Origin of the sequence: Pantoea sp. ARC270 (assembly GCF_003236725.1) — a bacterium.
GTDB classification, from domain to species: Bacteria; Pseudomonadota; Gammaproteobacteria; order Enterobacterales; family Enterobacteriaceae; genus Pantoea; species Pantoea anthophila.
The window spans coordinates 33,156-55,835 of the sequence record NZ_PUGA01000021.1 but is presented as its reverse complement, the minus strand read 5'-3'; the positions used below and the strand labels follow the sequence as shown (position 1 = coordinate 55,835).

The 22,680-nt window shown below is 59.3% G+C and carries 21 protein-coding genes; 14 read left to right on the top strand and 7 right to left on the bottom strand.

Annotated features, from left to right (window positions below):
* On the bottom strand, positions 1-404 hold a 404-nt coding region (gene csdE / locus CKF42_RS11385; protein WP_111208222.1), incomplete at its 3' end, for a cysteine desulfurase sulfur acceptor subunit CsdE.
* Between the two features lie 2 nt (positions 405-406).
* Positions 407-1,615, bottom strand: a complete 1,209-nt coding sequence (gene csdA / locus CKF42_RS11380; protein WP_111208221.1) for a cysteine desulfurase CsdA — start codon at positions 1,613-1,615, stop codon at positions 407-409.
* Between the two features lie 209 nt (positions 1,616-1,824).
* On the opposite strand from csdA, the gene CKF42_RS11375 reads away from it, so the two are divergent.
* The 4 genes from CKF42_RS11375 to rlmM all read left to right on the top strand — a co-directional run bounded on the left by CKF42_RS11375 (position 1,825) and on the right by rlmM (position 4,839).
* Positions 1,825-2,049: a YgdI/YgdR family lipoprotein gene (locus tag CKF42_RS11375; protein ID WP_009087002.1), complete on the top strand. Its 225-nt coding sequence runs from the start codon at positions 1,825-1,827 to the stop codon at positions 2,047-2,049.
* A 333-nt stretch (positions 2,050-2,382) separates the two neighbouring features.
* Positions 2,383-3,300, top strand: a complete 918-nt coding sequence (locus tag CKF42_RS11370) for a transcriptional regulator GcvA (protein WP_046102471.1) — start codon at positions 2,383-2,385, stop codon at positions 3,298-3,300.
* Positions 3,301-3,350: 50 nt separating this feature from the next.
* Positions 3,351-3,746 (top strand): DUF423 domain-containing protein, encoded by a 396-nt coding sequence (locus CKF42_RS11365; RefSeq protein WP_009087000.1) that lies wholly within the window; start codon positions 3,351-3,353, stop codon positions 3,744-3,746.
* Entirely contained in the window at positions 3,739-4,839 is a 1,101-nt protein-coding gene (gene rlmM, locus CKF42_RS11360) for a 23S rRNA (cytidine(2498)-2'-O)-methyltransferase RlmM (RefSeq protein ID WP_009086999.1), read from the top strand. Before CKF42_RS11365 ends, rlmM begins: the two co-directional genes overlap by 8 nt.
* 24 nt (positions 4,840-4,863) lie before the next feature.
* Here rlmM and xni read toward each other — a convergent pair whose 3' ends face one another.
* The 3 genes from xni to queF all read right to left on the bottom strand — a co-directional run bounded on the left by xni (position 4,864) and on the right by queF (position 8,034).
* The gene (gene xni, locus CKF42_RS11355; RefSeq protein ID WP_111208220.1) at positions 4,864-5,619 is read right to left on the bottom strand and encodes a flap endonuclease Xni; all 756 of its coding nucleotides are present in this window, start codon (positions 5,617-5,619) and stop codon (positions 4,864-4,866) included.
* A gap of 35 nt (positions 5,620-5,654) precedes the next feature.
* Complete coding sequence (gene ppnN / locus CKF42_RS11350; RefSeq protein ID WP_009086997.1) at positions 5,655-7,019, bottom strand: nucleotide 5'-monophosphate nucleosidase PpnN; 1,365 nt, start codon at positions 7,017-7,019, stop codon at positions 5,655-5,657.
* Between the two features lie 169 nt (positions 7,020-7,188).
* Complete coding sequence (gene queF, locus CKF42_RS11345; RefSeq protein ID WP_009086996.1) at positions 7,189-8,034, bottom strand: NADPH-dependent 7-cyano-7-deazaguanine reductase QueF; 846 nt, start codon at positions 8,032-8,034, stop codon at positions 7,189-7,191.
* A gap of 62 nt (positions 8,035-8,096) precedes the next feature.
* Between queF and syd the strand changes: the two genes are divergently transcribed.
* From syd to CKF42_RS11325, 4 genes are all read left to right on the top strand, one after another.
* Entirely contained in the window at positions 8,097-8,645 is a 549-nt protein-coding gene (gene syd / locus CKF42_RS11340) for a SecY-interacting protein (RefSeq protein ID WP_111208219.1), read from the top strand.
* A gap of 588 nt (positions 8,646-9,233) precedes the next feature.
* Entirely contained in the window at positions 9,234-9,563 is a 330-nt protein-coding gene (locus CKF42_RS11335; RefSeq protein WP_046102467.1) for a YqcC family protein, read from the top strand.
* A complete protein-coding gene (truC, locus tag CKF42_RS11330) occupies positions 9,563-10,342 on the top strand; it encodes a tRNA pseudouridine(65) synthase TruC (RefSeq protein ID WP_009086991.1) in 780 nt (259 codons plus the stop codon). The genes CKF42_RS11335 and truC overlap by 1 nt, the downstream gene beginning before the upstream one ends.
* 12 nt (positions 10,343-10,354) lie before the next feature.
* The gene (locus CKF42_RS11325; protein WP_111208218.1) at positions 10,355-10,801 is read left to right on the top strand and encodes a flavodoxin; all 447 of its coding nucleotides are present in this window, start codon (positions 10,355-10,357) and stop codon (positions 10,799-10,801) included.
* 55 nt (positions 10,802-10,856) lie between these two features.
* On the opposite strand, the gene garD is transcribed toward CKF42_RS11325, so the two are convergent.
* The gene (garD, locus tag CKF42_RS11320; protein WP_111208217.1) at positions 10,857-12,416 is read right to left on the bottom strand and encodes a galactarate dehydratase; all 1,560 of its coding nucleotides are present in this window, start codon (positions 12,414-12,416) and stop codon (positions 10,857-10,859) included.
* A 505-nt stretch (positions 12,417-12,921) separates the two neighbouring features.
* Between garD and CKF42_RS11315 the strand changes: the two genes are divergently transcribed.
* From CKF42_RS11315 to CKF42_RS11290, 6 genes are all read left to right on the top strand, one after another.
* Entirely contained in the window at positions 12,922-14,283 is a 1,362-nt protein-coding gene (locus CKF42_RS11315; protein WP_009086984.1) for an MFS transporter, read from the top strand.
* On the top strand, positions 14,280-15,626 hold the full coding sequence (locus CKF42_RS11310; protein WP_111208216.1) for an enolase C-terminal domain-like protein: 1,347 nt from the start codon (positions 14,280-14,282) through the stop codon (positions 15,624-15,626). The genes CKF42_RS11315 and CKF42_RS11310 overlap by 4 nt, the downstream gene beginning before the upstream one ends.
* 10 nt (positions 15,627-15,636) lie before the next feature.
* Positions 15,637-16,968, top strand: a complete 1,332-nt coding sequence (gene gudD, locus CKF42_RS11305; protein ID WP_009086980.1) for a glucarate dehydratase — start codon at positions 15,637-15,639, stop codon at positions 16,966-16,968.
* Between the two features lie 42 nt (positions 16,969-17,010).
* A complete protein-coding gene (garL, locus tag CKF42_RS11300; RefSeq protein ID WP_058958278.1) occupies positions 17,011-17,781 on the top strand; it encodes a 2-dehydro-3-deoxyglucarate aldolase in 771 nt (256 codons plus the stop codon).
* A gap of 18 nt (positions 17,782-17,799) precedes the next feature.
* Entirely contained in the window at positions 17,800-18,684 is an 885-nt protein-coding gene (garR, locus tag CKF42_RS11295; RefSeq protein ID WP_111208215.1) for a 2-hydroxy-3-oxopropionate reductase, read from the top strand.
* Between the two features lie 75 nt (positions 18,685-18,759).
* Positions 18,760-19,899: a glycerate kinase gene (locus tag CKF42_RS11290; protein ID WP_111208223.1), complete on the top strand. Its 1,140-nt coding sequence runs from the start codon at positions 18,760-18,762 to the stop codon at positions 19,897-19,899.
* Positions 19,900-19,918: 19 nt separating this feature from the next.
* Here CKF42_RS11290 and barA read toward each other — a convergent pair whose 3' ends face one another.
* Positions 19,919-22,648 (bottom strand): two-component sensor histidine kinase BarA, encoded by a 2,730-nt coding sequence (gene barA, locus CKF42_RS11285; RefSeq protein WP_009086972.1) that lies wholly within the window; start codon positions 22,646-22,648, stop codon positions 19,919-19,921.
* Positions 22,649-22,680 lie beyond the last annotated feature (32 nt).

Below are 22,680 nucleotides of genomic sequence, written 5' to 3'. Positions count from 1 at the left end.
GCCTGCAGGCCGCTGCTGCGTGAAGCACTGAGCTGAGCGCGCAGTCCCAGCGTATCAAACAGCGTCAGGGGATCGTCTGCCAGCAGCTGGTCAGGCATCCGGCCCTCAACAGCGGTCAGCAGTACCGCCAGCAGGCCACGTACGATGCGTCCTTCGCTGTCACCGTAGAAATGCAGCGCGCCATCCTCACGCAGCTGGCTGCCCAGCCAGACCCGGTTTTCACAGCCGCTCAGCTCAATGTCCGCGGTTTTCAGCGCCTCCGGCAGAGCCGGCAGCTGACGACTCAGCTGAATCAGCTGACGATAGCGATCTTCCCACTGATGAAAGTGGCTGAAACGCTCTGTCAGGCTGGCAACGGTAATCTGCTCGCCAAACGGGTGTGGCGCTAACAGCGATGAACACATAATCAAAACTCCGATAACAGCGCGACGGCGCTCTTCATGGCGCGCACCAGCGCATCAACATCCTGCAGGTTATTATAGGGGGCAAAAGAAGCCCGCAGCGTGCCGCTGACGCCCAGCGCCGCCAGTAGCGGCTGCGCACAGTGCTGACCGGCCCGCAGCGCGATACCCTGTTCGGCCAGCAGCGTCACCAGATCGCTGTGATGCTGATCGGCAAGATCAAAGGCCAGCAGGCTGGCACTGCCACAGCGGAAGCTGCGGAAACCCGGCAGCTCCGCCAGCTGCTCCTCGGCCAGCGTTGCCAGCTGCTGGCTCCAGCGCTCCATCTGCGTCAGGTCGTACTGCGACAGCCAGCTCAGCGCGGCACTTAAGCCCACCACGCCCGCCACATTCGGTGTTCCTGCCTCGAAGCGCCACGGTACCGGCTGCGGCGTAAAGCCCGTGAAATCGACATCGGTAATCATCTTGCCGCCGCCCTGCCAGGGTTCCATCGCCTCCAGCAGTTCAGCTTTGCCATAGAGCGCACCGATGCCCATTGGTGCGTAAATTTTATGGCCGGAAAAGGCGTAAAAGTCGACATCCAGCGCCTGCAGATCGGGCGGGCAGTGCACCACCCCCTGCGCGCCATCGACCATCACCCTGGCACCCACATCGTGCGCCAGCTGAATCGCCCCGGCGAGATCGGGACAACCGCCAGTGACGTTCGACATCTGGCCGACCGCCAGCAGGCGGGTGCGGCGGTTCAGCAGGGCGGGCAACAGGCCGATATCGGGCAGCCGGTCCGGCCCTAAGGGCCATTTCACCACGCGCGCACCGCAGGCCTGGGCGGCCATCAGCCAGGGCACCAGGTTTGCGTGATGCTCTGCTTCGCTGACCACAATCTCGTCGCCGGGCTGTAAGCGCGGACGCAGCCAGCTGTTTGCCACCAGATTGATCGCTTCGGTGGTGCCGCGTGTCCAGACGATCTCACGATCGTCCGCGGCGTTAAGCCAGCGGGCAACCTGCGATCGCGCCTGTTCATAGCGCTGGGTCAGGGCCTGCGCGGCGGCAAACTGACTGCGGTGCACCGTGCCCGCACTCAGGCTATAAAACTGCTGCGTACTCTCAATAACAGCCTGGGGTTTCAGCGTGGTCGCTGCGCTGTCGAGATAGACACCGGCGTCGGCGAGTGCGGGAAACTGCTGGCGAAATGCGGTGGGATTAAATGCGGTCATGCCTGGCCCATAGTGTGAATAATCAGGACCACACTGAAAGCGTGGTCGGCGTCTGGCAAAGCTGGAAAAGCGCGTTATGCTGAATATTGCAAGGTTTGAACCAAACCCGCATAACGATCGGACGTTCACTGGTCGATCTCACTTATCGGCTGCCTCTGGTTAGCGTAACGCGGGTGGTTTGATGCAATCAATCTACAAGGAGATAGCAGATGAATAAACTTACCGCAGTGCTGGCCGTGTGTACTCTGGCTTTTACCCTGGCGGGCTGTTCAAGCAATTACGTGATGCATACCAATGATGGACGCACCATTGTTGCTGATGGCAAGCCTAAGGTTGATGATGATACCGGTATGATCAGCTATAAAGATGCGAATGGCAACGAGCAGCAGATTAACCGTACTGACGTCAAAGAGATGGTTGAGATGGGCCAGTAAGCAGCAAAAAAAAGCACCGCAATTTGCGGTGCTATTTAAAATCACTATGGACAGACAGGGTAAATCTACAGGAATTAAGAGTTCGATCCGCAATCGTCGGATCAAAAAATTGCAAACACAACATCACGACCACAAGCCAAAAGCTTTCAGAAAATCTGCGAACTCACTCACAAATCTAAAAACTTTTCGTTCCGGCTCAGGAAGTGCGGCAACTATAGGTATTTGCTGGTGGTTCCTCAACGGACAAATTATAATGCCTCGGATTAAAAATTCTAATACGTAAACGCTTTGTATAAGCCCGCGTATTTTTCGCCGATCCGGATACGGAAAACCATGTCGAAACGCCTTCCTCCTCTCAACGCACTGCGTGTTTTTGACGCGGCTGCGCGTCATCTCAGCTTTACCAAAGCCGCTGAAGAGCTGTTTGTCACCCAGGCAGCTGTAAGCCATCAGATAAAGTCTCTGGAAGATTTTCTCGGGTTAAAGCTGTTCAGACGGAGGAATCGTTCGTTATTACTGACGGAAGAAGGACAAAGCTACTACCTCGATATCAAAGAGATCTTCTCGGCGATAAACGAAGCGACCCGCAAGCTGCAGGCGCGCAGCGCCAAGGGGGCGCTGACCGTCAGTTTACTGCCGAGCTTTGCCATTCAGTGGCTGGTTCCCCGTCTCTCCAGCTTTAATATGGCTTATCCGGGGATCGATGTGCGCATCCAGGCCGTAGACCGCGACGAAGAAAAACTGGCCGACGATGTCGACGTGGCGATCTTTTACGGACGCGGTAACTGGCCGGGGCTGCGGGTGGAAAAACTCTATGCCGAATATCTGCTGCCGGTCTGTTCACCGTCGCTGATGACCGGCGATAATCCGCTGAAAACGCCGATGGACCTGTCGCGCTTTACGCTGCTGCATGATGCCTCCCGCCGTGACTGGCAATCCTATATCCGGCAACTCGGCCTGCAGCATATTAATGTGCAGCAGGGGCCGATCTTCAGCCACAGCGCCATGGTGCTGCAGGCGGCGATTCATGGTCAGGGCGTGGCGCTGGCAAATAATGTCATGGCGCAGAGCGAAATCGAAGCGGGGCGGTTAATCTGTCCGTTTAATGATGTCTTAGTCAGTAAAAATGCTTTTTATCTGGTTTGTCATGACAGTCAGGCAGAACTGGGTAAAATAGCGGCCTTCCGACAGTGGATCCTGGCAAAAGCCGCAACCGAACAAGAAAAATTCCGCTTTCGTTACCAACAATAACATCTTGATTTATTTGCATTACGATGCAAAAGCACCCTGAGGATCGGTTAATGTCCAGTCGTGCCATGTTTGTTTTTGCGGCTATCAGCGGTTTTCTGCTGGTGGCTTTTGGCGCATTTGGTGCCCACGTTTTACGTCAGTCGCTGGGCGCGGCTGAAATGGCCTGGATTCATACCGGGCTGGAATATCAGGCTTATCATACGCTCGCGGTGATGGGCCTGGGGGCGGCGATGTTGCGCCGTGCCAATATCTGGTTTTACTGGAGCAGTGCGCTGATGGCGCTCGGCACCGTGCTGTTCAGCGGCAGCCTCTACTGTCTGGCGCTGTCGCATCTGAAGTTTTGGGTTTTTATCACCCCCGTGGGCGGAATCTGTTTCCTCGCCGGTTGGGTATTGATGTTGATTGGCGCGCTGCGTCTTAAACGAAAGGCAGAACGCCATGAATAAAGTTTTACTCTATTGTCGTCCCGGTTTTGAAAAAGAGTGCGCGGCGGAAATCAGCGCCAAAGCGGCAGAACGTGAAGTCTACGGTTTTCCGCGGGTTAAAGAGGATGCCGGCTATGTGCTCTTTGAGTGCTATCAGTTTGAAGATGCTGAGCGTCTGGTGCGGGAACTGCCGTTCCAGGAGCTGATCTTTGCCCGGCAGATGCTGGTCGTGGGCGAACTGCTGCGCGACCTGCCACAGGAGGATCGCATTACGCCGATTGTCGGTATGCTGACCGGCGTTGTTGAGAAGGGCGGCGAACTGCGTGTTGAAGTGCCGGACACCAACGAAGCCAAAGAGCTGACCAAATTCTGCCGTAAGTTTACCGTGCCGCTGCGCGCAGCCCTGCGTGAAAGTAAGATCCTGCTCAACTACGAGAGCCCGAAACGGCCGGTGGTGCATGTCTTCTTCATCGCGCCAGGTACCTGTTATGTTGGCTACTCCCTGCCGGAAAACAGCTCGCCGTTTTACATGGGGATTCCGCGCCTTAAGTTTCCATCGGATGCGCCAAGCCGCTCCACCCTGAAGCTGGAAGAGGCGTTTCACGTCTTTATTCCGGCCGATGAGTGGGATGAGCGCTTAGCCAGCGGCATGTACGCGGTCGATCTGGGTGCCTGTCCGGGCGGCTGGACCTATCAGCTGGTCAGACGCAGCATGATGGTTTACGCGGTCGACAACGGTCCGATGGCCCCGAGCCTGATGGAAACCGGTCAGGTGATGCACGAAAAAGCGGACGGTTTTAAGTTCCGTCCGCCACGCACCAATATCAGCTGGCTGGTGTGTGACATGGTGGAGAAACCGGTTCGCGTGGCAAATCTGATGGCCGACTGGCTGGTCAATGGCTGGTGCCGTGAAGCGATCTTTAACCTCAAGTTGCCGATGAAAAAGCGTTATGAAGAGGTAACGCAGAATCTGGCGATGCTTCAGGAGAGGCTGAATGAGAACGGCATCAATGCTCAGATCCAAGCGCGTCAGCTCTATCACGATCGCGAAGAGGTGACGGTGCATGTCCGTCGCATCTGGGCCGCCACAGGGGGGCGTCGCGACGAACGTTAATCGCCGGGCTGAGTGTTGCGGCACTCAGCCACGATAACGCAGCGTGTTCAGATTCCCTGCCAGCAGCAGATCCCGTTTCAGCGTCGCGACCTGACGGCTGATTTCAGCCATCTGCTGTCCTTCCGCAAGCTTTTCACGCCATTTAGCCGGCACCTTATCGAGTTGCTGATAGATCCCCTCCAGCGTGTGAAACTCTGCGAGCAGCTGTTTCGCGCTTTTCGGGCCGATGCCGCTGATACCCGGAATCTTACTGCTGCTGATCCCGCACAATCCCCAGAAGTCGGGCAACTGCTGCGGGGGAACGCCAAATTCGGCGTCGATAAAGGGCTGGTCGAGCCAGCGCTTCTGGAAGTAATCGCGGATGCGGATTTCGGGGGCCAGCAACTGGCAGTAGCCTTTATCCGTAGAGACAATAGTGGCCTGATGGCCAGCCTGGGCCATTTTGACCGCCAGCGTCGCCGCCAGATCATCTGCCTCATCCTCGCCCGCCATCCAGCAGCTTACCCCGGCGGCACGAAAGGCTTCCTGCAGCGCCGGCATCTCCGCCTGCAAATCCTCAGGCATCGGCGGACGCCCGCTTTTGTAATCGGCTAACAGCTGATGACGCCAGCCCTGATGACGCGCGTCGCCATCAAATACGGCCACGGCGTGCGTCGGGCGGGTGTGGCCTAAGACCTGACGCAGCGCGGCGACGCAGCCTTCGACACAGGGGGAGCCCTGAACCGCATGGAGACGGCGTATCAGGTTCAGCGCATCAACAATAACAAGATGAAGAGCCATGAGAGTCCGGGCAGCCCGATGGGCTGCCTCCTGGTTTATTTAATGATTTCGTAGCAGGGGATGTAGGCGGTGCCGGGCAGTTTCATACGCTGCTGAGCAACGAAGCCCTGCAGCAGCTCGTCCATGCGGTGCATGATGTCGGCATCGCCATGCAGCCGGTAACGTCCCTTCTCACGGATTTCGCGGATCCCGATCTCTTTCACGTTACCGGCTACGATGCCTGAGAAGGCCCGGCGCAGGTCAGCAGCCAGCTTTTCAGGAGGCTGGTTGGTGTAGAGATTGAGGTTCGCCATGTTTTCATGGGTTGGCAGGAAAGGGATCTGCAGATCGGGCTCGATGCGGATGGACCAGTTGAAACTGTACGCATCGCCGGTTTCGCGACGATTCTCTTTGACCTGCGGCATCGCTTTCTTCATCAGACGCGCCACTTCGGCAGCATCATTAATGATGATCTGATAATGCTTACGCGCCTGCTCGCCCAGCGTGTTAACAATGAAATCATCCAGCACGCGGAAGTAGTCGGCACTCTCTTCCGGTCCGGTCAGGATCAGCGGCAGCACTTGGTCCTTGTTCTGCGGGTTCATCAGAATGCCCAGCAGGTAGAGCAGCTCTTCGGCGGTGCCGACCCCGCCCGGGAAAATGATAATGCCGTGGGCAATACGCACAAAGGCTTCCAGACGCTTCTCAATGTCCGGCATGATGATCAGCTCATTGACCAGCGGGTTAGGCGGTTCCGCCGCAATAATTGAGGGTTCGGTGAGGCCAATAAAGCGGCTGTCACGGTAGCGCTGCTGCGCATGGCCGACGGCGGCCCCTTTCATCGGGGCTTCCATGACGCCGGGTCCGCAGCCGGTACAGATATTCAGTTCACGCAGGCCCAGCTGTGTGCCGACATTGCGGCAATACTGATATTCAACCGCGTTAATGGAGTGACCGCCCCAGCAGACCACGGTGTTGGGGTACTCACCGATGTGCAGTGCCCGTGCATTACGCAGAATGGAGAAAACGGTGTTGGTGATCGTGGCGGAGTCATTCTCTTCACCCGCGGTTAAGCGCCCCGGCATGGCGAGCTGGCCGCTGACAAACAGGATGTCGCGCAGTACCGCAAACAGGTTCGCCTGCAGGGAGCGGATGATGCGGCCATCCACAAAGGCCTCTTCCGGTGGGTTGATCAGCTCCAGTTTGACGCCACGCTCACGGCGCAGCACGTTGATGTCGAAGTTTTCAAAGCGGGAGAGCAGTTCGTGGCTGCTGTCAGTCTGGCTGCCAGAGTTAAGCACGGCCAGAGAGCAATTGCGGAACAGCTGATAGAGGTCGCTGCTGGCGGTGCGCTTGAGCATATCGACTTCCAGCTGCGAGAGCAGATCCATTGAGCCAAGGGGGCTAATATGGGTAATCAAATGAACTCCTTTACACCCGCCTGGGTGCGTGTTGGCACTGCAACGGCAGTGACGAAAATCCCTGGTCGGCAACCCGCAGATTGCCGCCATCACCAGAGTAGCCTTGTCGGCCCGCCCAGCTCAAGCGGAACTGCGCTTCCTTCATGCAGCCTGCGAGAGCTCTCGCAAACTACTGACGCACCAGACGCGAAAAACCGGGCGAGAAAGGCACATTCGTGCGCCATGGGTTGATGTCCAGCCCGCCGCGCCGCGTGTAGCGCGCATAGACCGTCAGCGCTTCCGGGTGGCAGAACCGCATCACATCGTTAAAGATGCGTTCGACACACTGTTCATGAAATTCGTTGTGCTGGCGGAAGGAGACCAGATAACGCAGCAGCGCTTCGCGGTGAATGCGCGGACCTTTGTAGCGGATCATCACCGAGCCCCAGTCGGGCTGATGGGTAATCAGGCAGTTTGATTTGAGCAGATGGCTGACCAGCGTCTCTTCCACGATTTCGCTGCCTGCGGCATCGGCCAGATAGTCAGCGTTAAAGCGATAATCCTCGATGGCGATATCCTGCTCATCAATGCAGGTCCCCTCAAAATGGCCGATCGGCTGTCCTTCGATTTCATTCAGACGGAACAGCGCCACCCGCACGTCACCTTCAGCACAGGCGCGGAGATCGCGCTCCAGCGTCTGACGCACCTCACCCCAGTCGGCAAAGCGGGTCTGGTTGAAACTGTTGAGATAGAGCTTGAAGCTTTTCGACTCGATGAGGTTGCGGCTATGCGCATCCAGCACCACTTCACCCACGGCAACCTGCGGCAGCCCCTTGCTGTTCAGCCAGGAGAGCTCATACAGCGTCCAGATATCGCCGCCGGTAAACGGCAGACTTTCAGGAAACAGGCCAAGAGGTTCGCGGTTCAGGCTGCGCGGCACCGCCTGCAATAAGCCATTGTCATAGCGATCGTGATAGGCTGTGGGCTTGCCCAGCGTCAGGTTGCTGAGTGCCTGATCCTGTTCGTGTGTAGTCATTGCGGTTACCACCAGAATTCATCAAAGTGGCTAAGTGTAACCCATCAGAAGTGAGAATATGAATGATGCAGCAAACTGCCGCCGCGTTGCGCGACTTTACCACCCGTTACTGCCAGCACTGGCTGGCGCAGAGGGGGCATGCTCCGGCCAGCCGGGATCTCGCCGGCGTCGCGTCGCCCTGCGCGCTGGAGGAGCGCGAGGAGCAGGTCATCTGGCAGCCGCAGCCTTTTAGTCTGCCGCCGACACTGGATGGAGTCGAGCGGGCCGTGGATCTGCAGCTGCAGCCATCAGTTACCGCCTTCTATACCACCCAGTTTGCCGGCGACATGCCGGCGCGTCATGGTGAGAATCAGCTGACGCTGTTGCAGGTGTGGAGTGAAGAGGATTTCCTGCGGCTTCAGGAGAACCTGATTGGGCATCTGGTTATGCAGCGCCGCCTCCGACAGTCACCGACGCTGTTTATCGCCACGACGGCGTCAGACGAGGAGATCATCTCCCTCTCTAACCTGACTGGCGAGGTGATTCTGGAACAGCCTGGCCGTAAACAGCGCCAGATTATTGCGGAAAATCTTGAGATGTTTCTTAAGTCATTACAACCGGTTATCATCTGAATTGCAGTGATTTGCCGCCTCGCTTGTGAGATATCTCTTACATGTGATGTAAGAGATCGCTATATAAAATCTGAGCCATCCGGAAGGCTGCAATGTAAAAATATTGTGAATCATCAACTTAATGGCGATTATCTGAATTTGTGCCGCACATTTTGTAAAGTTCAGCTGTAAGTCACTTGTGTGCGTAACGAGTTCTGTCAAAATATTTCCCACTGCAGGATGCTCAGGAAAAAGATATCGTCAGGATGATGATAAGCCATGAGGCAGGAACGTAACGGAGCTTACGGCACACGGAAGGTTTCAGGATGAAACAGGATCGCTCAGGATTGAGTCAGGGACACCTCCAGGATGGAGAACGGGAGCCCCTCGGACGAGGTGGCGGGCCAGGATGCTTAGGAATCATCAGGACGATGCGCGACAGGAGTTCGCACTGGACAAGTTGTCACGGAAGAGCAGGGAGCATTAACGTAGCAGGATGGCTGCAAACGAACCGGGAGCACTGTTTATACAGTGCTCCCTTTTTTTGTGCCTGTGCCAACAAGTGATATGCTTGCCGCCCATTTTTTGACGGCTAGCCGGAGGTGGCGCATGACGCCTGAACAATTGATTACGCAGCGGCTGGAGCAGCTGGAAGCGGTGATGCGTGAATATCAGCTCTGGCAGAGCACGCCGCCTGCCGTGGAGGCGCTGGAGAGTCGTGAACCCTTCTGCCTCGATACGCTTGAGCCGCTGCAATGGCTCCAGTGGGTGCTGATTCCGCGGATGCACGCCCTGATGGCGGCCGGCCATCCGCTGCCGCAAAACTTTGCCGTCGCGCCCTATTATGAGGTTGCGCTGGTGCCTGACCAGCCCGGCATTGCGCCGCTGCTGCTCACGCTGCGTCAGCTGGATGCGTTGCTCAGGGATGCGGCCCACTGATGCTGGAGATACTCTATCAGGATGCGTGGCTGGTTGCGGTCAACAAGCCCAGCGGCTGGCTGGTGCATCGCAGCTGGCTGGATCGGCATGAAACCGTGTTTGTGATGCAGACCGTGCGTGATCAGATCGGCCAGCATGTTTTTACCGCCCATCGTCTGGACAAGCCGACCTCCGGGGTGCTGCTGATGGGGCTATCGAGTGAGGTTGGCCGCCAGCTTTCTCAGCAGTTTGAACAGCATCAGATGCAGAAAACCTATCACGCCGTGGTGCGTGGCTGGCTGGAGAGCAGCGGGACGCTGGACTATCCGCTGGTTGAAGAGCGGGACAAAATCGCGGACAAGCACGCCACTGAAGCACGCGCCGCACAGCCCGCGGTCACCGACTATCAGTCGCTGGCCACGGTCGAGATGCCGGTCGCCATCAGCCGTTACCCCACCTCGCGCTACAGTCTGGTTGAGCTCTCACCTAAAACCGGTCGCAAACATCAGCTGCGCCGTCATATGTCCCACCTGCGTCATCCGATTATTGGCGATTCGGCGCATGGCGACCTGCGTCAGAACCGGGGCGCCGCGCAACATTTTGGCGCGGACCGGCTGATGCTGCACGCCAGCAGTCTGGCCCTGACCCACCCGGTGACCGGCGAGCCACTGGTGCTGCGCGCCGGACTGGATAGCGTCTGGCAGAGGCTGATGACGCAGTTTGGCTGGCAGGATTGCATTCCTGAGGTGCCGCGGGTTGAGTTTGACGCCGCGCCAGGACAGGATAACGTTTCAGAATAAGGGAGAGATCAGATGGCAAAGATTGGCATTTTTGTGGGGACGGTTTACGGCAATGCGCTGCTGGTGGCGGAAGAGGCCGAGCCGGTTCTGCAGCAGCAGGGGCACAGCGTGACCCTGTTTGATGACCCGACGCTGGCGGACTGGCAGGCCTTTGCAGGCGATGTGGCGTTAATCGTCACCTCAACCACCGGTCAGGGCGATTTTCCTGACACCATTTCCGGTCTGTTCCATGCCATAAAGGATCAGCTGGGGCACCAGCCCGCGCTGCGCTATGGCGTCATTGCGCTGGGCGACAGCAGTTACGACCACTTCTGTGGCGCGGGCAAAGCCTTTGATGCGCTGCTGCAGGAGCAGGGCGCACAGCGGGTCGGTGAGGTGCTGCTGGTGGATGCCACCGAAAATCCAGAACCGGAAGCGGTGACCTCGCCCTGGGTCGATGCCTGGGGTGTGCTGCTCTGATCGCCTCGCCCGGGCTCTCTCTGCCAGCCGACGGCAGGGAGACACCGGGCACGACTCACGTCACCGGTGCCGGATTAAAGACCGCCAGCTGATTACGGATGCCCCAGCGATCGGACCAGGTCTGCTTCCTGCCACTGGCGATATCGAGAATCAACGCAAACAGCCGCCAGCCGACCTGCTCAATACTCTCTTCTCCGGTGGCAATCGTGCCGGCATTGATATCCATCAGATCGTGCCAGCGCTCGGCCAGCGCGTTGCGGGTTGCCATCTTGATGACCGGAATGGCCGCCAGCCCGTACGGGGTGCCGCGACCGGTGGTGAAGACCTGCAGCGTAATGCCGGAGGCGAGCTGCTGGGTGCCGCAGACAAAATCGCTGGCGGGCGTTGCCGCATAGATCAGTCCGCGGCGGGAGGGGCGCTGACCGGGAGACAGCACTTCCACAATGGCGCTGCGTCCCGATTTGGCGATGGAGCCGAGCGCTTTCTCCACCACGTTCGCCAGTCCCCCTTTTTTATTGCCCGGTGACGGATTGGCGCTGCGGTCGGTGTTGCCCTGGTCGAGGTAATTGTCATACCAGGCCATCTCTTCAAGTAAACGCCTTCCGACCTCCTCATTAATGACCCGCGGCGTCAGCAGATGAATGGCATCCCGCACCTCCGTGACCTCAGAAAACATCACGGTGGCCCCGCAGCGCACCAGCAGATCCGAGGCGAACCCCACCGCCGGATTCGCCGTCACGCCGGAAAACGCATCGCTGCCGCCGCACTGCATGCCGACAATCAGTTCCGAGGCGGGACAGGTTTCGCGCTGACGCTGATTCAGCCGCTGAAGATGACGCTCTGCCACCTGCAGAATCGCCTTTACCATCGCACCAAACCCCACCAGCTTTTCATCCTGCAAACGCACGATGTCATCATCATCCAGCGAAATCGCCTGCACGTCGGGGGTGCCGGTCAGCAGACGCTCCGGCTGTAACTTTTCGCAGCCGAGGCTGATGACCATCACTTCACCGCCGAAATTCGCATTCAGCGCCAGGTTGTGAATCGTGCGAATCGGCACCACCGCTGCGGGGGCGTTGATCGCCACGCCGCAGCCGTAGAGGTGATTCAGCGCGACCACGCCATCCACATTCGGATAGCGCGGCAGTAACTCCCGTTCAATGATCTGTACCACATGATCCACCACACCCGCCACACAGTGGACGCTGGTGGTGATGCCGAGCAGGTTACGGGTGCCCACGCTGCCATCCGCATTGCGGTAGCCCTCAAAGGTGTAGCCCTCCAGCGGCGGCAGGTCGGGCGGGACCTGGGTGGCTAATGGCAGGCTCGCCAGCGGCGGCGCCTCCGGCAGCACCACCAGTGACTCATCGATCCAGCTGCCGCAGGCAATATCCCGCACGGCATAGCCGATCACTTCGCCATAACGCACGATCGCCCCTCCTTGGTGAATCGCCTGCAGCGCGACTTTATGCCCCTGCGGCACATGTTCCGTCAGCCTCAGGCCATCCGCAAACTGCGTGCCAGCGGGCAGACCCAGCGTGTTGACCACAATCGCCACGTTGTCATGCTCATGGACTCTGATGCAGAGCGGCTGTTCATCTGTTGTGGGGTTCATCGCCTATCTCCTGTCGGGCGCACCGGCTTGTCCGGCTCGCATAATCTGACCTGTTACCTGCCGTGTATTAGCCAGCTTCAGTATAAAGAGGGGAAGCAGGCCACACATTGTGCAACTGACCACTATTACGCCGATCTGCCGCGCTGTTTTGGGTCGATTCTCCAGAAGCAAGTGAAACGCCTCACAAAGCGGAGGGGAAAGGGCGACCCGGCACGGTTTCTGCGGCGCTATTTGCCGCTTTCGTGAGCCATGCCGCAGGGGTTCGTGCATCCGCCAGACAATCACTTCATAACGGCTGTTATTCCAGGGCGATACGCCAATGTGCTCGCCACAGGCTGTTTTTATACTGAGCGCCGTTAGCCAAAGTCAGGTTATCTGTCACGACGTATTAGCCCGTCCTGAACCAAAGAGATCGCCGTGTTTAACCCAACTTCTCTCTGATACCCAACGCGATGTGTATGCAGTCAGAGCGAATGTAGCTCACGCTATATTTCAGGAGTGCATCATGAATAGTTTCAGCCAGACTGCGGAAGCGGTGCAGAAGCGCACCAACGCCCGTTACTGGATTGTGGTGATGTTATTCATCGTCACCTCATTCAACTACGGCGACCGCGCCACCATTTCGATAGCCGGTTCGGCGATGTCCAAAGATATCGGCCTCGATTCGGTCGGACTGGGCTACATCTTCTCTGCTTTCTCATGGGCGTACGTGATTGGTCAGATCCCAGGCGGCTGGCTGCTCGATCGTTTTGGCTCAAAGCGCGTCTACTTCTGGAGTATTTTTACCTGGTCGCTGTTTACCCTGCTGCAGGGCTTTGTCGATATCTTCAGCGGCTTCGGCATCATCGTGTCACTCTTTCTGCTGCGCTTCCTGGTGGGGCTGGCTGAAGCCCCCTCTTTCCCTGGCAACAGCCGCATCGTGGCCGCCTGGTTTCCGGCGCAGGAGCGTGGCACCGCGGTGGCGATCTTCAATTCAGCGCAATATTTCGCCACGGTGATCTTTGCGCCCATCATGGGCTGGCTGGTGTCGGAAGTGGGCTGGGCACACGTCTTCTGGTTCATGGGCGGGCTGGGGATCATCCTGAGCTTCATCTGGCTGAAAGTGATCCACGATCCCACCGACCACCCCGGCGTAAACAAAGCCGAACTGGCCTACATGGAGCAGGGCGGGGCGCTAATCAATATGGATGTCAAAAAGGAGAGCCGCAGGGTGAGCTGGAGCGAAAAGTGGTTCCAGATCAAACAGCTGCTGACCTCCCGCATGATGCTCGGCATCTACCTCGGCCAGTATTGTGTTAACGCCTTAACCTACTTTTTTATCACCTGGTTTCCGGTCTATCTGGTGCAGGCGCGCGGCATGTCGATTCTCAAAGCGGGCTTTATCGCTTCGGTGCCGGCGGTGTGTGGCTTCCTCGGCGGGGTGCTGGGTGGGGTGATCTCCGACTGGCTGATGCGCAAAACCGGCTCGCTGAATATTGCACGTAAAACGCCGATTGTGCTCGGCATGCTGCTCTCTATCTCGATGGTGATGTGTAACTACACCGAAACCGAGTGGCTGGTGGTCTTCTTCATGGCGCTGGCGTTCTTCGGTAAAGGGATCGGCGCGCTGGGATGGGCGGTGATGGCGGATACCGCCCCCAAAGAGATCAGTGGCCTGAGCGGCGGCCTGTTCAACATGTTCGGCAACTTCTCCGGCATCGTGACGCCCATCGCTATCGGCTACATCATCGCCACCAGCGGCTCCTTTGAGGGTGCGCTGATCTATGTCGGTATCCATGCCTTCGTCGCCGCCTTCAGCTTCCTGGTGATCGCCGGTGATATCAAACGTGTTGAACTGAAAACCCGGCCGGTTAAGGACGCCTCATGACGACGCAAAGTTCACCCGTGATTACGGCGATGCAGGTTATCCCGGTCGCCGGTTACGACAGTATGCTGCTCAACATTGGCGGCGCGCACAACGCCTGTTTTACCCGCAATATCGTGGTGCTCACCGACAGCGCCGGACACACCGGCGTGGGTGAAGCGCCCGGCGGCGACACCATCTACCAGACCCTGATGGCCGCCATTCCGCAGGTCGAAGGCCAGCAGATTGCCCGCATGAATCGTCTGGTGCAGCAGGTGCACAAAGGGAATGCGTCGGCTGACTTCACCACCTTTGGCAACGGTGCCTGGACCTTTGAGCTGCGGGTCAACGCCGTGGCCGCGCTGGAAGCGGCGCTGCTCGACCTGCTGGGACAGTGTCTGGGCGTGCCGGTGGCGGAACTGCTGGGGCCGGGCAAACAGCGGGATGAAGTCACGGTGCTGGGCTATCTCTTCTATCTCGGTGACCGCCGCAAAACCGATCTGCCCTATCAGAGTGGTGAGCAGGCCAGCCACGACTGGTATCACCTGCGTCATCAGGAGGCGCTCACCAGCGAAGCGGTAGTGCGACTGGCGGAGGCGGCGGCGGATCGCTATGGCTTTAAAGATTTCAAACTTAAAGGGGGCGTGCTGCCGGGCGAGCAGGAGATCGCCACGGCGGTGGCGCTGAAGCAGCGTTTTCCCGGCGCGCGCATCACGGTGGACCCCAACGGGGCATGGCGGCTGGATGAGGCCATCACCCTCTGCAAGGGGATGCAGGATGTGCTGAGCTACGCCGAAGACCCCTGCGGGGCAGAGCAGGGCTATTCGGGACGTGAAGTGATGGCCGAGTTCCGGCGCGCGACCGGCCTGCCGGTCGCCACCAATATGATCGCCACCAACTGGCGGGAGATGAACCACGCGGTGATGGTTAACGCGGTCGACATCCCGCTGGCGGACCCGCACTTCTGGACGCTGAGCGGGGCCGTGCGGGTCGCCCAGCTGTGCGATGAGTGGGGCCTGACGTGGGGCTGCCATTCCAATAACCATTTCGATATTTCGCTGGCGATGTTCACCCATGTCGGTGCGGCCGCGCCAGGTAACCCGACCGCGATTGACACCCACTGGATCTGGCAGGAGGGCGATCAGCGCCTGACGAAAAACCCGCTGCAAATCCGCAACGGAAAGATTGCCGTGCCGGATGCGCCGGGTCTGGGGATCGAGCTCGACTGGGACCAGGTGCACAAAGCCAGTCAGCTCTATCAGTCACTGCCCGCCGGTGCGCGCAACGACGCCACGGCGATGCAGTATCTGATCCCCGGCTGGACATTTGATCGCAAGCGCCCGGCATTTGGCCGTGCAACAGCATAAGGAGCAGGAGATGAGTTCAACACCCAAAGTGACCGCCATGCAGGTGATCCCGGTTGCCGGCTACGACAGCATGCTGCTGAATCTCAGCGGCGCGCACTCGCCATTCTTCACCCGCAACATTGTCATTATCAAAGATAACGCCGGACATACCGGCGTCGGTGAAATCCCCGGCGGGGAGAAAATTCGTCAGACGCTGGAAGATGCCGCCTCGCTGGTGGTCGGCAAAACGCTGGGCGAATATAAAAATACCCTCAGCCTGGTGCGCACGACCTTTGCCGATCGGGATGCGGCCGGTCGCGGCAATCAGACCTTTGATCTGCGCACCACAATCCATGTGGTCACCGGCATTGAGGCAGCACTGCTGGATCTGCTGGGTCAGCACCTGGGCGTTAACGTCGCCTCGCTGCTGGGTGACGGGCAACAGCGCGACCGCGTGGAGATGCTGGGCTACCTCTTCTATATCGGCGACCGCAGAAAAACCGCCCTGCCATATCAGAGCCAGCCGGACGATCCGTGCGACTGGTATCGCCTGCGTCATGAAGAGGCGCTGACCCCTGAGGCCGTGGTGCGCCTGGCGGAGGCCGCCTATGAGAAATATGGCTTTAACGACTTCAAACTCAAAGGCGGCGTGCTGCGCGGCGGCGAAGAGGCCGAAGCGGTGACGGCGCTGGCAAAACGCTTTCCCACGGCGCGTATTACCCTCGATCCCAATGGAGCCTGGTCGCTCAATGAGGCGATCCTGCTCGGCAAACAGCTCAAGGGCGTGCTCGCCTACGCAGAAGATCCCTGTGGCGCGGAGCAGGGCTACTCCGGGCGGGAAGTGATGGCGGAGTTCCGCCGCGCGACCGGCATGCCTACCGCCACCAATATGATCGCCACCGACTGGCGGCAGATGGGTCACACCCTGTCGCTGCAGTCGGTCGACATTCCGCTGGCCGACCCCCATTTCTGGACGATGCAGGGCTCGGTGCGGGTCGCACAGATGTGCCACGACTTCGGCCTGACCTGGGGCTCCCACTCTAATAATCACTTCGACATTTCGCTGGCGATGTTTACCCACGTTGCCGCGGCCGCGCCGGGCGCGATCACCGCCATCGATACCCACTGGATCTGGCAGGAGGGGAATCAGCGTCTCACCAGAGAGCCGTTCCTGATCAAAGGCGGCATGGTGCAGGTGCCGCAGAAGCCCGGTCTCGGTATCGAGCTGGATATGGATCAGGTGATGCAGGCCCACGCGCTCTATCAGAAGCAGGGGCTGGGCGCGCGTGACGATGCCGAAGCGATGCAGTTCCTGGTGCCAGGCTGGACTTTCGATAACAAACGTCCGTGCCTGGTTCGTTAATCTTTCTGGCTCACGCGGAGCCGTCCTCACAGGAGTTCAACCATGAGTAATGCAGCCTGGCCCAACGGATTTCGTCGTCGCCTGTTAGCGGGTGAAACCCTGATTGGCAGCTGGTGCGCGCTGGCCAGTCCGATCTCTACCGAAATCCTGGGGCTGGCCGGTTTTGACTGGCTGGTGCTGGATGGGGAGCATGCGCCCAACGATATCACCACGTTTGTGCCACAGCTGATGGCGCTGAAAGGGAGCCACAGTGCGCCGGTCGTACGGCCGCCCTGCAACGAGCCGGTGATCATCAAGCGCCTGCTGGATATCGGGTTTAACAACTTCCTCGTGCCTTTTGTTGAGACAGAAGAGGAGGCGCGGCGCGCGGTCGCCTCAACCCGCTATCCGCCCGCCGGTATTCGCGGCGTGTCGGTCTCCCATCGCAGCAACATGTACGGCACCCTGCCGGATTACAACCAGAGCATCAATGACAACATCACCGTGCTGGTGCAGATCGAAACCCGGCAGGCGGTTGACCACATCGACGCCATAGCCGCAGTCGACGGCGTGGACGGCATCTTCGTCGGGCCGGGCGATCTCTCTGCGGCGCTGGGCTACCTCGGCCAGCCCGCCCACCCGGAGGTGCTGGACGTGATTAAACACATTTTTGACCGTGCCAGAGCGGCCGGGAAGCCGGCGGGCATACTGGCCCCGGTGGAGGCGGACGCCCGTCGTTATCTGGAGTGGGGAGCCACCTTTGTGGCGGTCGGCAGCGATCTCGGGGTATTCCGCAGCGCCACCCAGGCGTTGTGCGACAAATTCAAGCGCTAAGCAGCAAGGAGACACGCAATGAAGATTGGATTTATTGGCCTGGGCATCATGGGTAAACCCATGAGCAAAAATCTGCTGAAAGCGGGCTATTCAGTGGTGGTGCGCGATCACCACGCCAGCAACGAAGCTGAACTGGCTGAACTGGGCGCGACCGTGGCAACCTCGCCGAAAGAGGTGGCTGAGCAGTGTGAGGTGGTTATTACCATGGTGCCCAACTCGCCGCAGGTGAAAGCGGTCTGCCTGGGAGAGGGCGGCATTATCGAAGGCGCGAAGCCGGGCCTGGTGGTGATCGACATGAGCTCGATTGCGCCGCTGGCGAGTCGGGAAGTGCACGATGCGCTGGCTGAGAAAGGGATCAGCATGCTGGACGCCCCGGTCAGCGGCGGGGAGCCGAAAGCGATTGAAGGCACGCTTTCCGTCATGGCCGGCGGAGAGAAAGCGGTGTTTGATCGCTGTTACGACATCATGAAGGCGATGGCGGGATCGGTAGTGCACACCGGTGACATCGGCGCAGGCAATGTCACCAAGCTGGCCAATCAGGTGATTGTCGCGCTGAACATCGCGGCGATGTCCGAAGCCCTGTCGCTGGCGACCAAAGCGGGGGTCAGTCCGGAGCTGGTGTTCCAGGCGATTCGTGGCGGCCTGGCGGGCAGCACGGTGCTGGAGGCGAAAGCGCCGATGGTGATGGATCGCAACTTCAGACCGGGCTTCCGCATCGACCTGCATATCAAGGATCTGGCGAACGCTCTGGATACCTCGCACACGCTGGGCGCGCATCTGCCGCTGACGGCGGCGGTAATGGAGATGATGCAGGCGCTGCGTAATGATGGCCAGGGAACGTCCGACCACAGTGCGCTGGCCTGCTATTATGAGAAGTTAGCGAAGGTTGAAATCGCCCGCTAAATCCCGGTGCCGGTCTCCGCGGAAACCGGCCGGGTTCAGCGCCGTTTCAATGACTCAACTGTGCTCGGATTGCCTATGAAAATCGTAATCGCACCGGATTCATATAAAGAGAGTTTATCCGCCCTGGAGGTGGCATCGGCGATTGAAGCGGGATTCCGTGACATCTTTCCCGATGCCCACTACGTGAAAATACCAGTCGCCGACGGCGGCGAAGGAACGGTAGAAGCGATGGTCGCGGCGACGAAAGGAAACATCGTCAGGCTGAAGGTGACCGGGCCACTGGGCACACAGGTCGAGGCTTTCTATGGCCTCTCTGGCGATGCGTCCACTGCCTATATCGAAATGGCGGCGGCCAGCGGACTGGAGCGGGTGCCCGCCGCCCAGCGCGATCCGCTGATCACCACCTCGTTCGGCACCGGGGAGCTGATCCGGCATGCGCTGGATAAAGGCGTCGGTCACATCATTATTGGCATTGGCGGTAGTGCGACCAACGATGGCGGTGCCGGGATGATGCAGGCGCTGGGCGCCCGGCTGCTGGATGATCGCGGCCAGCAGATTGGTTATGGCGGCGGGGCGCTGCCTGACCTCGCCACCATTGAGATTGATGCACTGGATGCCCGTCTTCGGCAGTGTCGCATTGAGGTGGCGTGTGACGTCACCAATCCGCTGACCGGAAAGGAGGGCGCTTCGGCTGTTTTCGGTCCGCAGAAAGGGGCGACACCGGCACTGGTGCAGCAGCTCGATCAGGCGCTGACCCACTACGCCGCGATTATTCAGCGCGACCTCGACATCGACGTGCTGCATATCCCCGGCGGCGGTGCGGCGGGCGGCATGGGGGCGGCGCTGCATGCCTTTTGCCAGGCAGAACTGCGGCGCGGCATTGAAATTGTCACGGAGGCGCTGGGGCTGGCGGAGCAGGTAAAAGATGCCGACCTCGTGATCACCGGGGAAGGCCGCATCGACAGCCAGAGTATCAATGGCAAGGTGCCGGTGGGGGTCGCCAGCGTGGCAAAGCGCTTCAACAAGCCGGTGATAGGCATCGCCGGCAGCCTGACGGCGGATGTGGGGGTGGTGCATCAGCATGGTATCGATGCGGTGTTCAGCGTGCTCTACAGAATCTGCACGCTGGATGAGGCGCTCGCCACGGCCGGCAAAAATGTAACGATGACGGCGCGTAACGTCGCCGCCACGCTAAAGCTGGCCGGCTTTCACTGATCCTGCGGCCAGCCCCGGATTACCCGATGCCCAGCAGCTGCCGGGCTTCACGCGCCACGTTCTCCATCTCATCCTGCAGCTCCAGCAGTTCCGGCTCCAGGGCGGCGATATCGCTGGCCTGCAGGAGCTCTCTCTCCAGCTGGTGGCAGAGCTGCTTCATGCGCGGCACGCCGCTGTAGCTGGCACTGCCGTGCAGCTTGTGAATAATCTCCCGCAGGGCCGTGACCTCATTGGCGGCCATAAACTGCGCCATCTTCGCGTGGACTTCCGGTAAAAACTCCAGCAGCATCCGCAGCAGATCCCGTGCCAGGTCGGGTTTATTCGCCGCCTGCCGCAGTGCCAGCTGCCAGTCCAGCGTCGGCAGTATCGGCGGCAGTTCCGGCACGGCGACCACCGGTGCGGGCGTATAGCGCGCCAGCAGCTGCCTTAACTTGCTCTCATCAATCGGTTTGGCAAGATAGTCATTCATGCCCGCTTTGATGAGCTGCTCGCGTTCGCCATCGATGGCGTGAGCGGTCACCGCCACGATGGGGGTCGTGGCGTGCAGCGGCAGACCACGGATGATTTCGCTGGCGCGAATGCCATCGATGTCAGGCATCTGAATATCCATCAGAATCACATCCAGCGACTGCTGGCGCGCCTCGCGGATAGCGTGTTCGGCGCTGCTGCACAGCAGGATATTCTGCACCTGCTCCTCCAGCAGCGCACCAATCAGCTTGAGGTTGGCAGGGTTATCATCCACTGCCATCACCGTCAGCGGCAGGCGCGGGGAGAAGGGCAGCTCGCTGATCTGGCGGGTGTGCAGATCCAGCAGCATCGGCAGGAGTCGCGTCAGGGAGATCGGCTTCGCAATGCAGCCGTCAATGCCGCGCACCTTCAGTTCATCAGCCAGCAGCATCATCGGGCTGGGCAGGGCCATCAGTACATTGTCTGCCCGATCCAGCAGCGCATTGATCCTCCCCTCGTTCAGCAGCTCGGGCTGGCTGATGCTGACCGGCATTGCCATCAGCAGCAGGGGATAGTGGGACGCCGGCAGGCCCTCCAGCGTTTCGCTGTAGTCAATCTGCAACGGCGTGGCGCTCAGCATCTCCAGCGCCGCGCGGGCAACGGTGGCATCCGCCTCGACATAGGCGATGCGGGACTGGGACAGCGCTTCCAGCACGCGCGGCATACCGGGCGCGTTGGGGTTGAGATCCAGCTGCACGCGAATCACAAAGGTAGAGCCCTGATCCGGCTGGCTGCTGAAGGTGATATCCCCGCCCATCTCCCGCACCAGTTTCTGGGTGATGACCAGCCCCAGCCCGGTGCCGCCATGACGGCGCGAAATACTGGCATCGGCCTGGCGGAACGCCTGAAACAGCTGCGTCTGCTGCTGCTCAGAGATACCGATGCCGCTATCCTCTACCTGAATCTCCAGCTCGACGCGCGTCTGGGTCATAACGCGCTGCGTGACGCGCAGGCCGATATGGCCCTGTTCAGTAAACTTGATGGCGTTGCCAATCAGGTTGATCAGAATCTGCTGCAGGCGCAGCGCATCGCCGATGACGTTGTCCGGCACGCTGCTGTCGCACACCACCGTCAGCTCCAGCCCCTTGTCATGCGCCGACGGGGCCAGCAGCACCAGGGTCTCATCCAGGGTGGCACGCAGGGGGAAGGGGATCGCCTCCAGCATCAGCTTGCCCGCTTCCAGCTTCGAAAAATCGAGCACGTCGTTAATGATGCTGAGCAGGTTGTTGGCCGAGCGCTCGATGGTCTGCATGTAGTCGCGCTGGGTCGTGCGCAGCTGAGTTTTCAGCATCTGGCGGGTAAAGCCCAGCACGCCATTAAGCGGCGTTCGCAGCTCGTGCGACATGTTTGCCAGAAACTCCGATTTGATGCGCGCCGCTTCCTGAGCGCGCTTCTTCGCCAGATCCAGTTCGACGTTCTGTATCTCCAGCTGTTCCAGCGTTTCCCGCAGATCGTACGTCGCCTGGTCGATGTTATGCTGCATCTCTTCGTGATAGGCGGTCAGCGACATCGCCATGGCGTTGATGCCGTTTTTCAGCGTGCTGAGTTCGCCCAGCATGTACCCCTCAACGCGGCTGTCGAGCTGACCGCGACGGATGCGGTCAACGGTGGTCACCATATTGCGGATCGGGCCGGTTACATCACGCATCAGACGATAGGCAAACAGCATCGCAAGGCAGAGGCAGAAGAGCAGCATCAGGGTCGCGACAAACACCTCTTTATACTGCTGCAGGCGCACCGACTGCAGATCGAGTTCAATCGCCACATAGCCCAGGGGGTTGCCCGAGGGTTTGACCTTTTCATCGGGCAATTCATCCAGATCGTAGCGCTCGGCCGTGATCGGCGTGCGCAGAATCAACAGATTACCGTGACGCTCCATGGAGACATCATCGGGCAGGGCGTGGATATCCTCCTGCTGCAGCAGGCTGAGGTTCTGCCGGTTATTGGAGGTGACGTAGAGCTGGTTATGATTATCGAACACCGAGATCGCCCGGACGATGCCGGAGTGGCGGCGGTGCAGTAAACTCACCAGCTCCCGCATCGCATCGCGATCGTCCCAGGTCATGCTGTATTCGCTGGAGATCGCCAGCGGTTCGATGATATTCGCCCCAGCATCGATTACCTGGCGCTGCAGTTCATTGTAGCGATGGACCACAAAAAATGAGCTGAGCAGCAGGCCAACCATCAGCGTGGGTGCCAGAATTAAAATCATCATTCGCGCCCGCAGGCTGTATTTGGTCATAATAGTCGCCTGGCTACTCCGGCATTAACCTC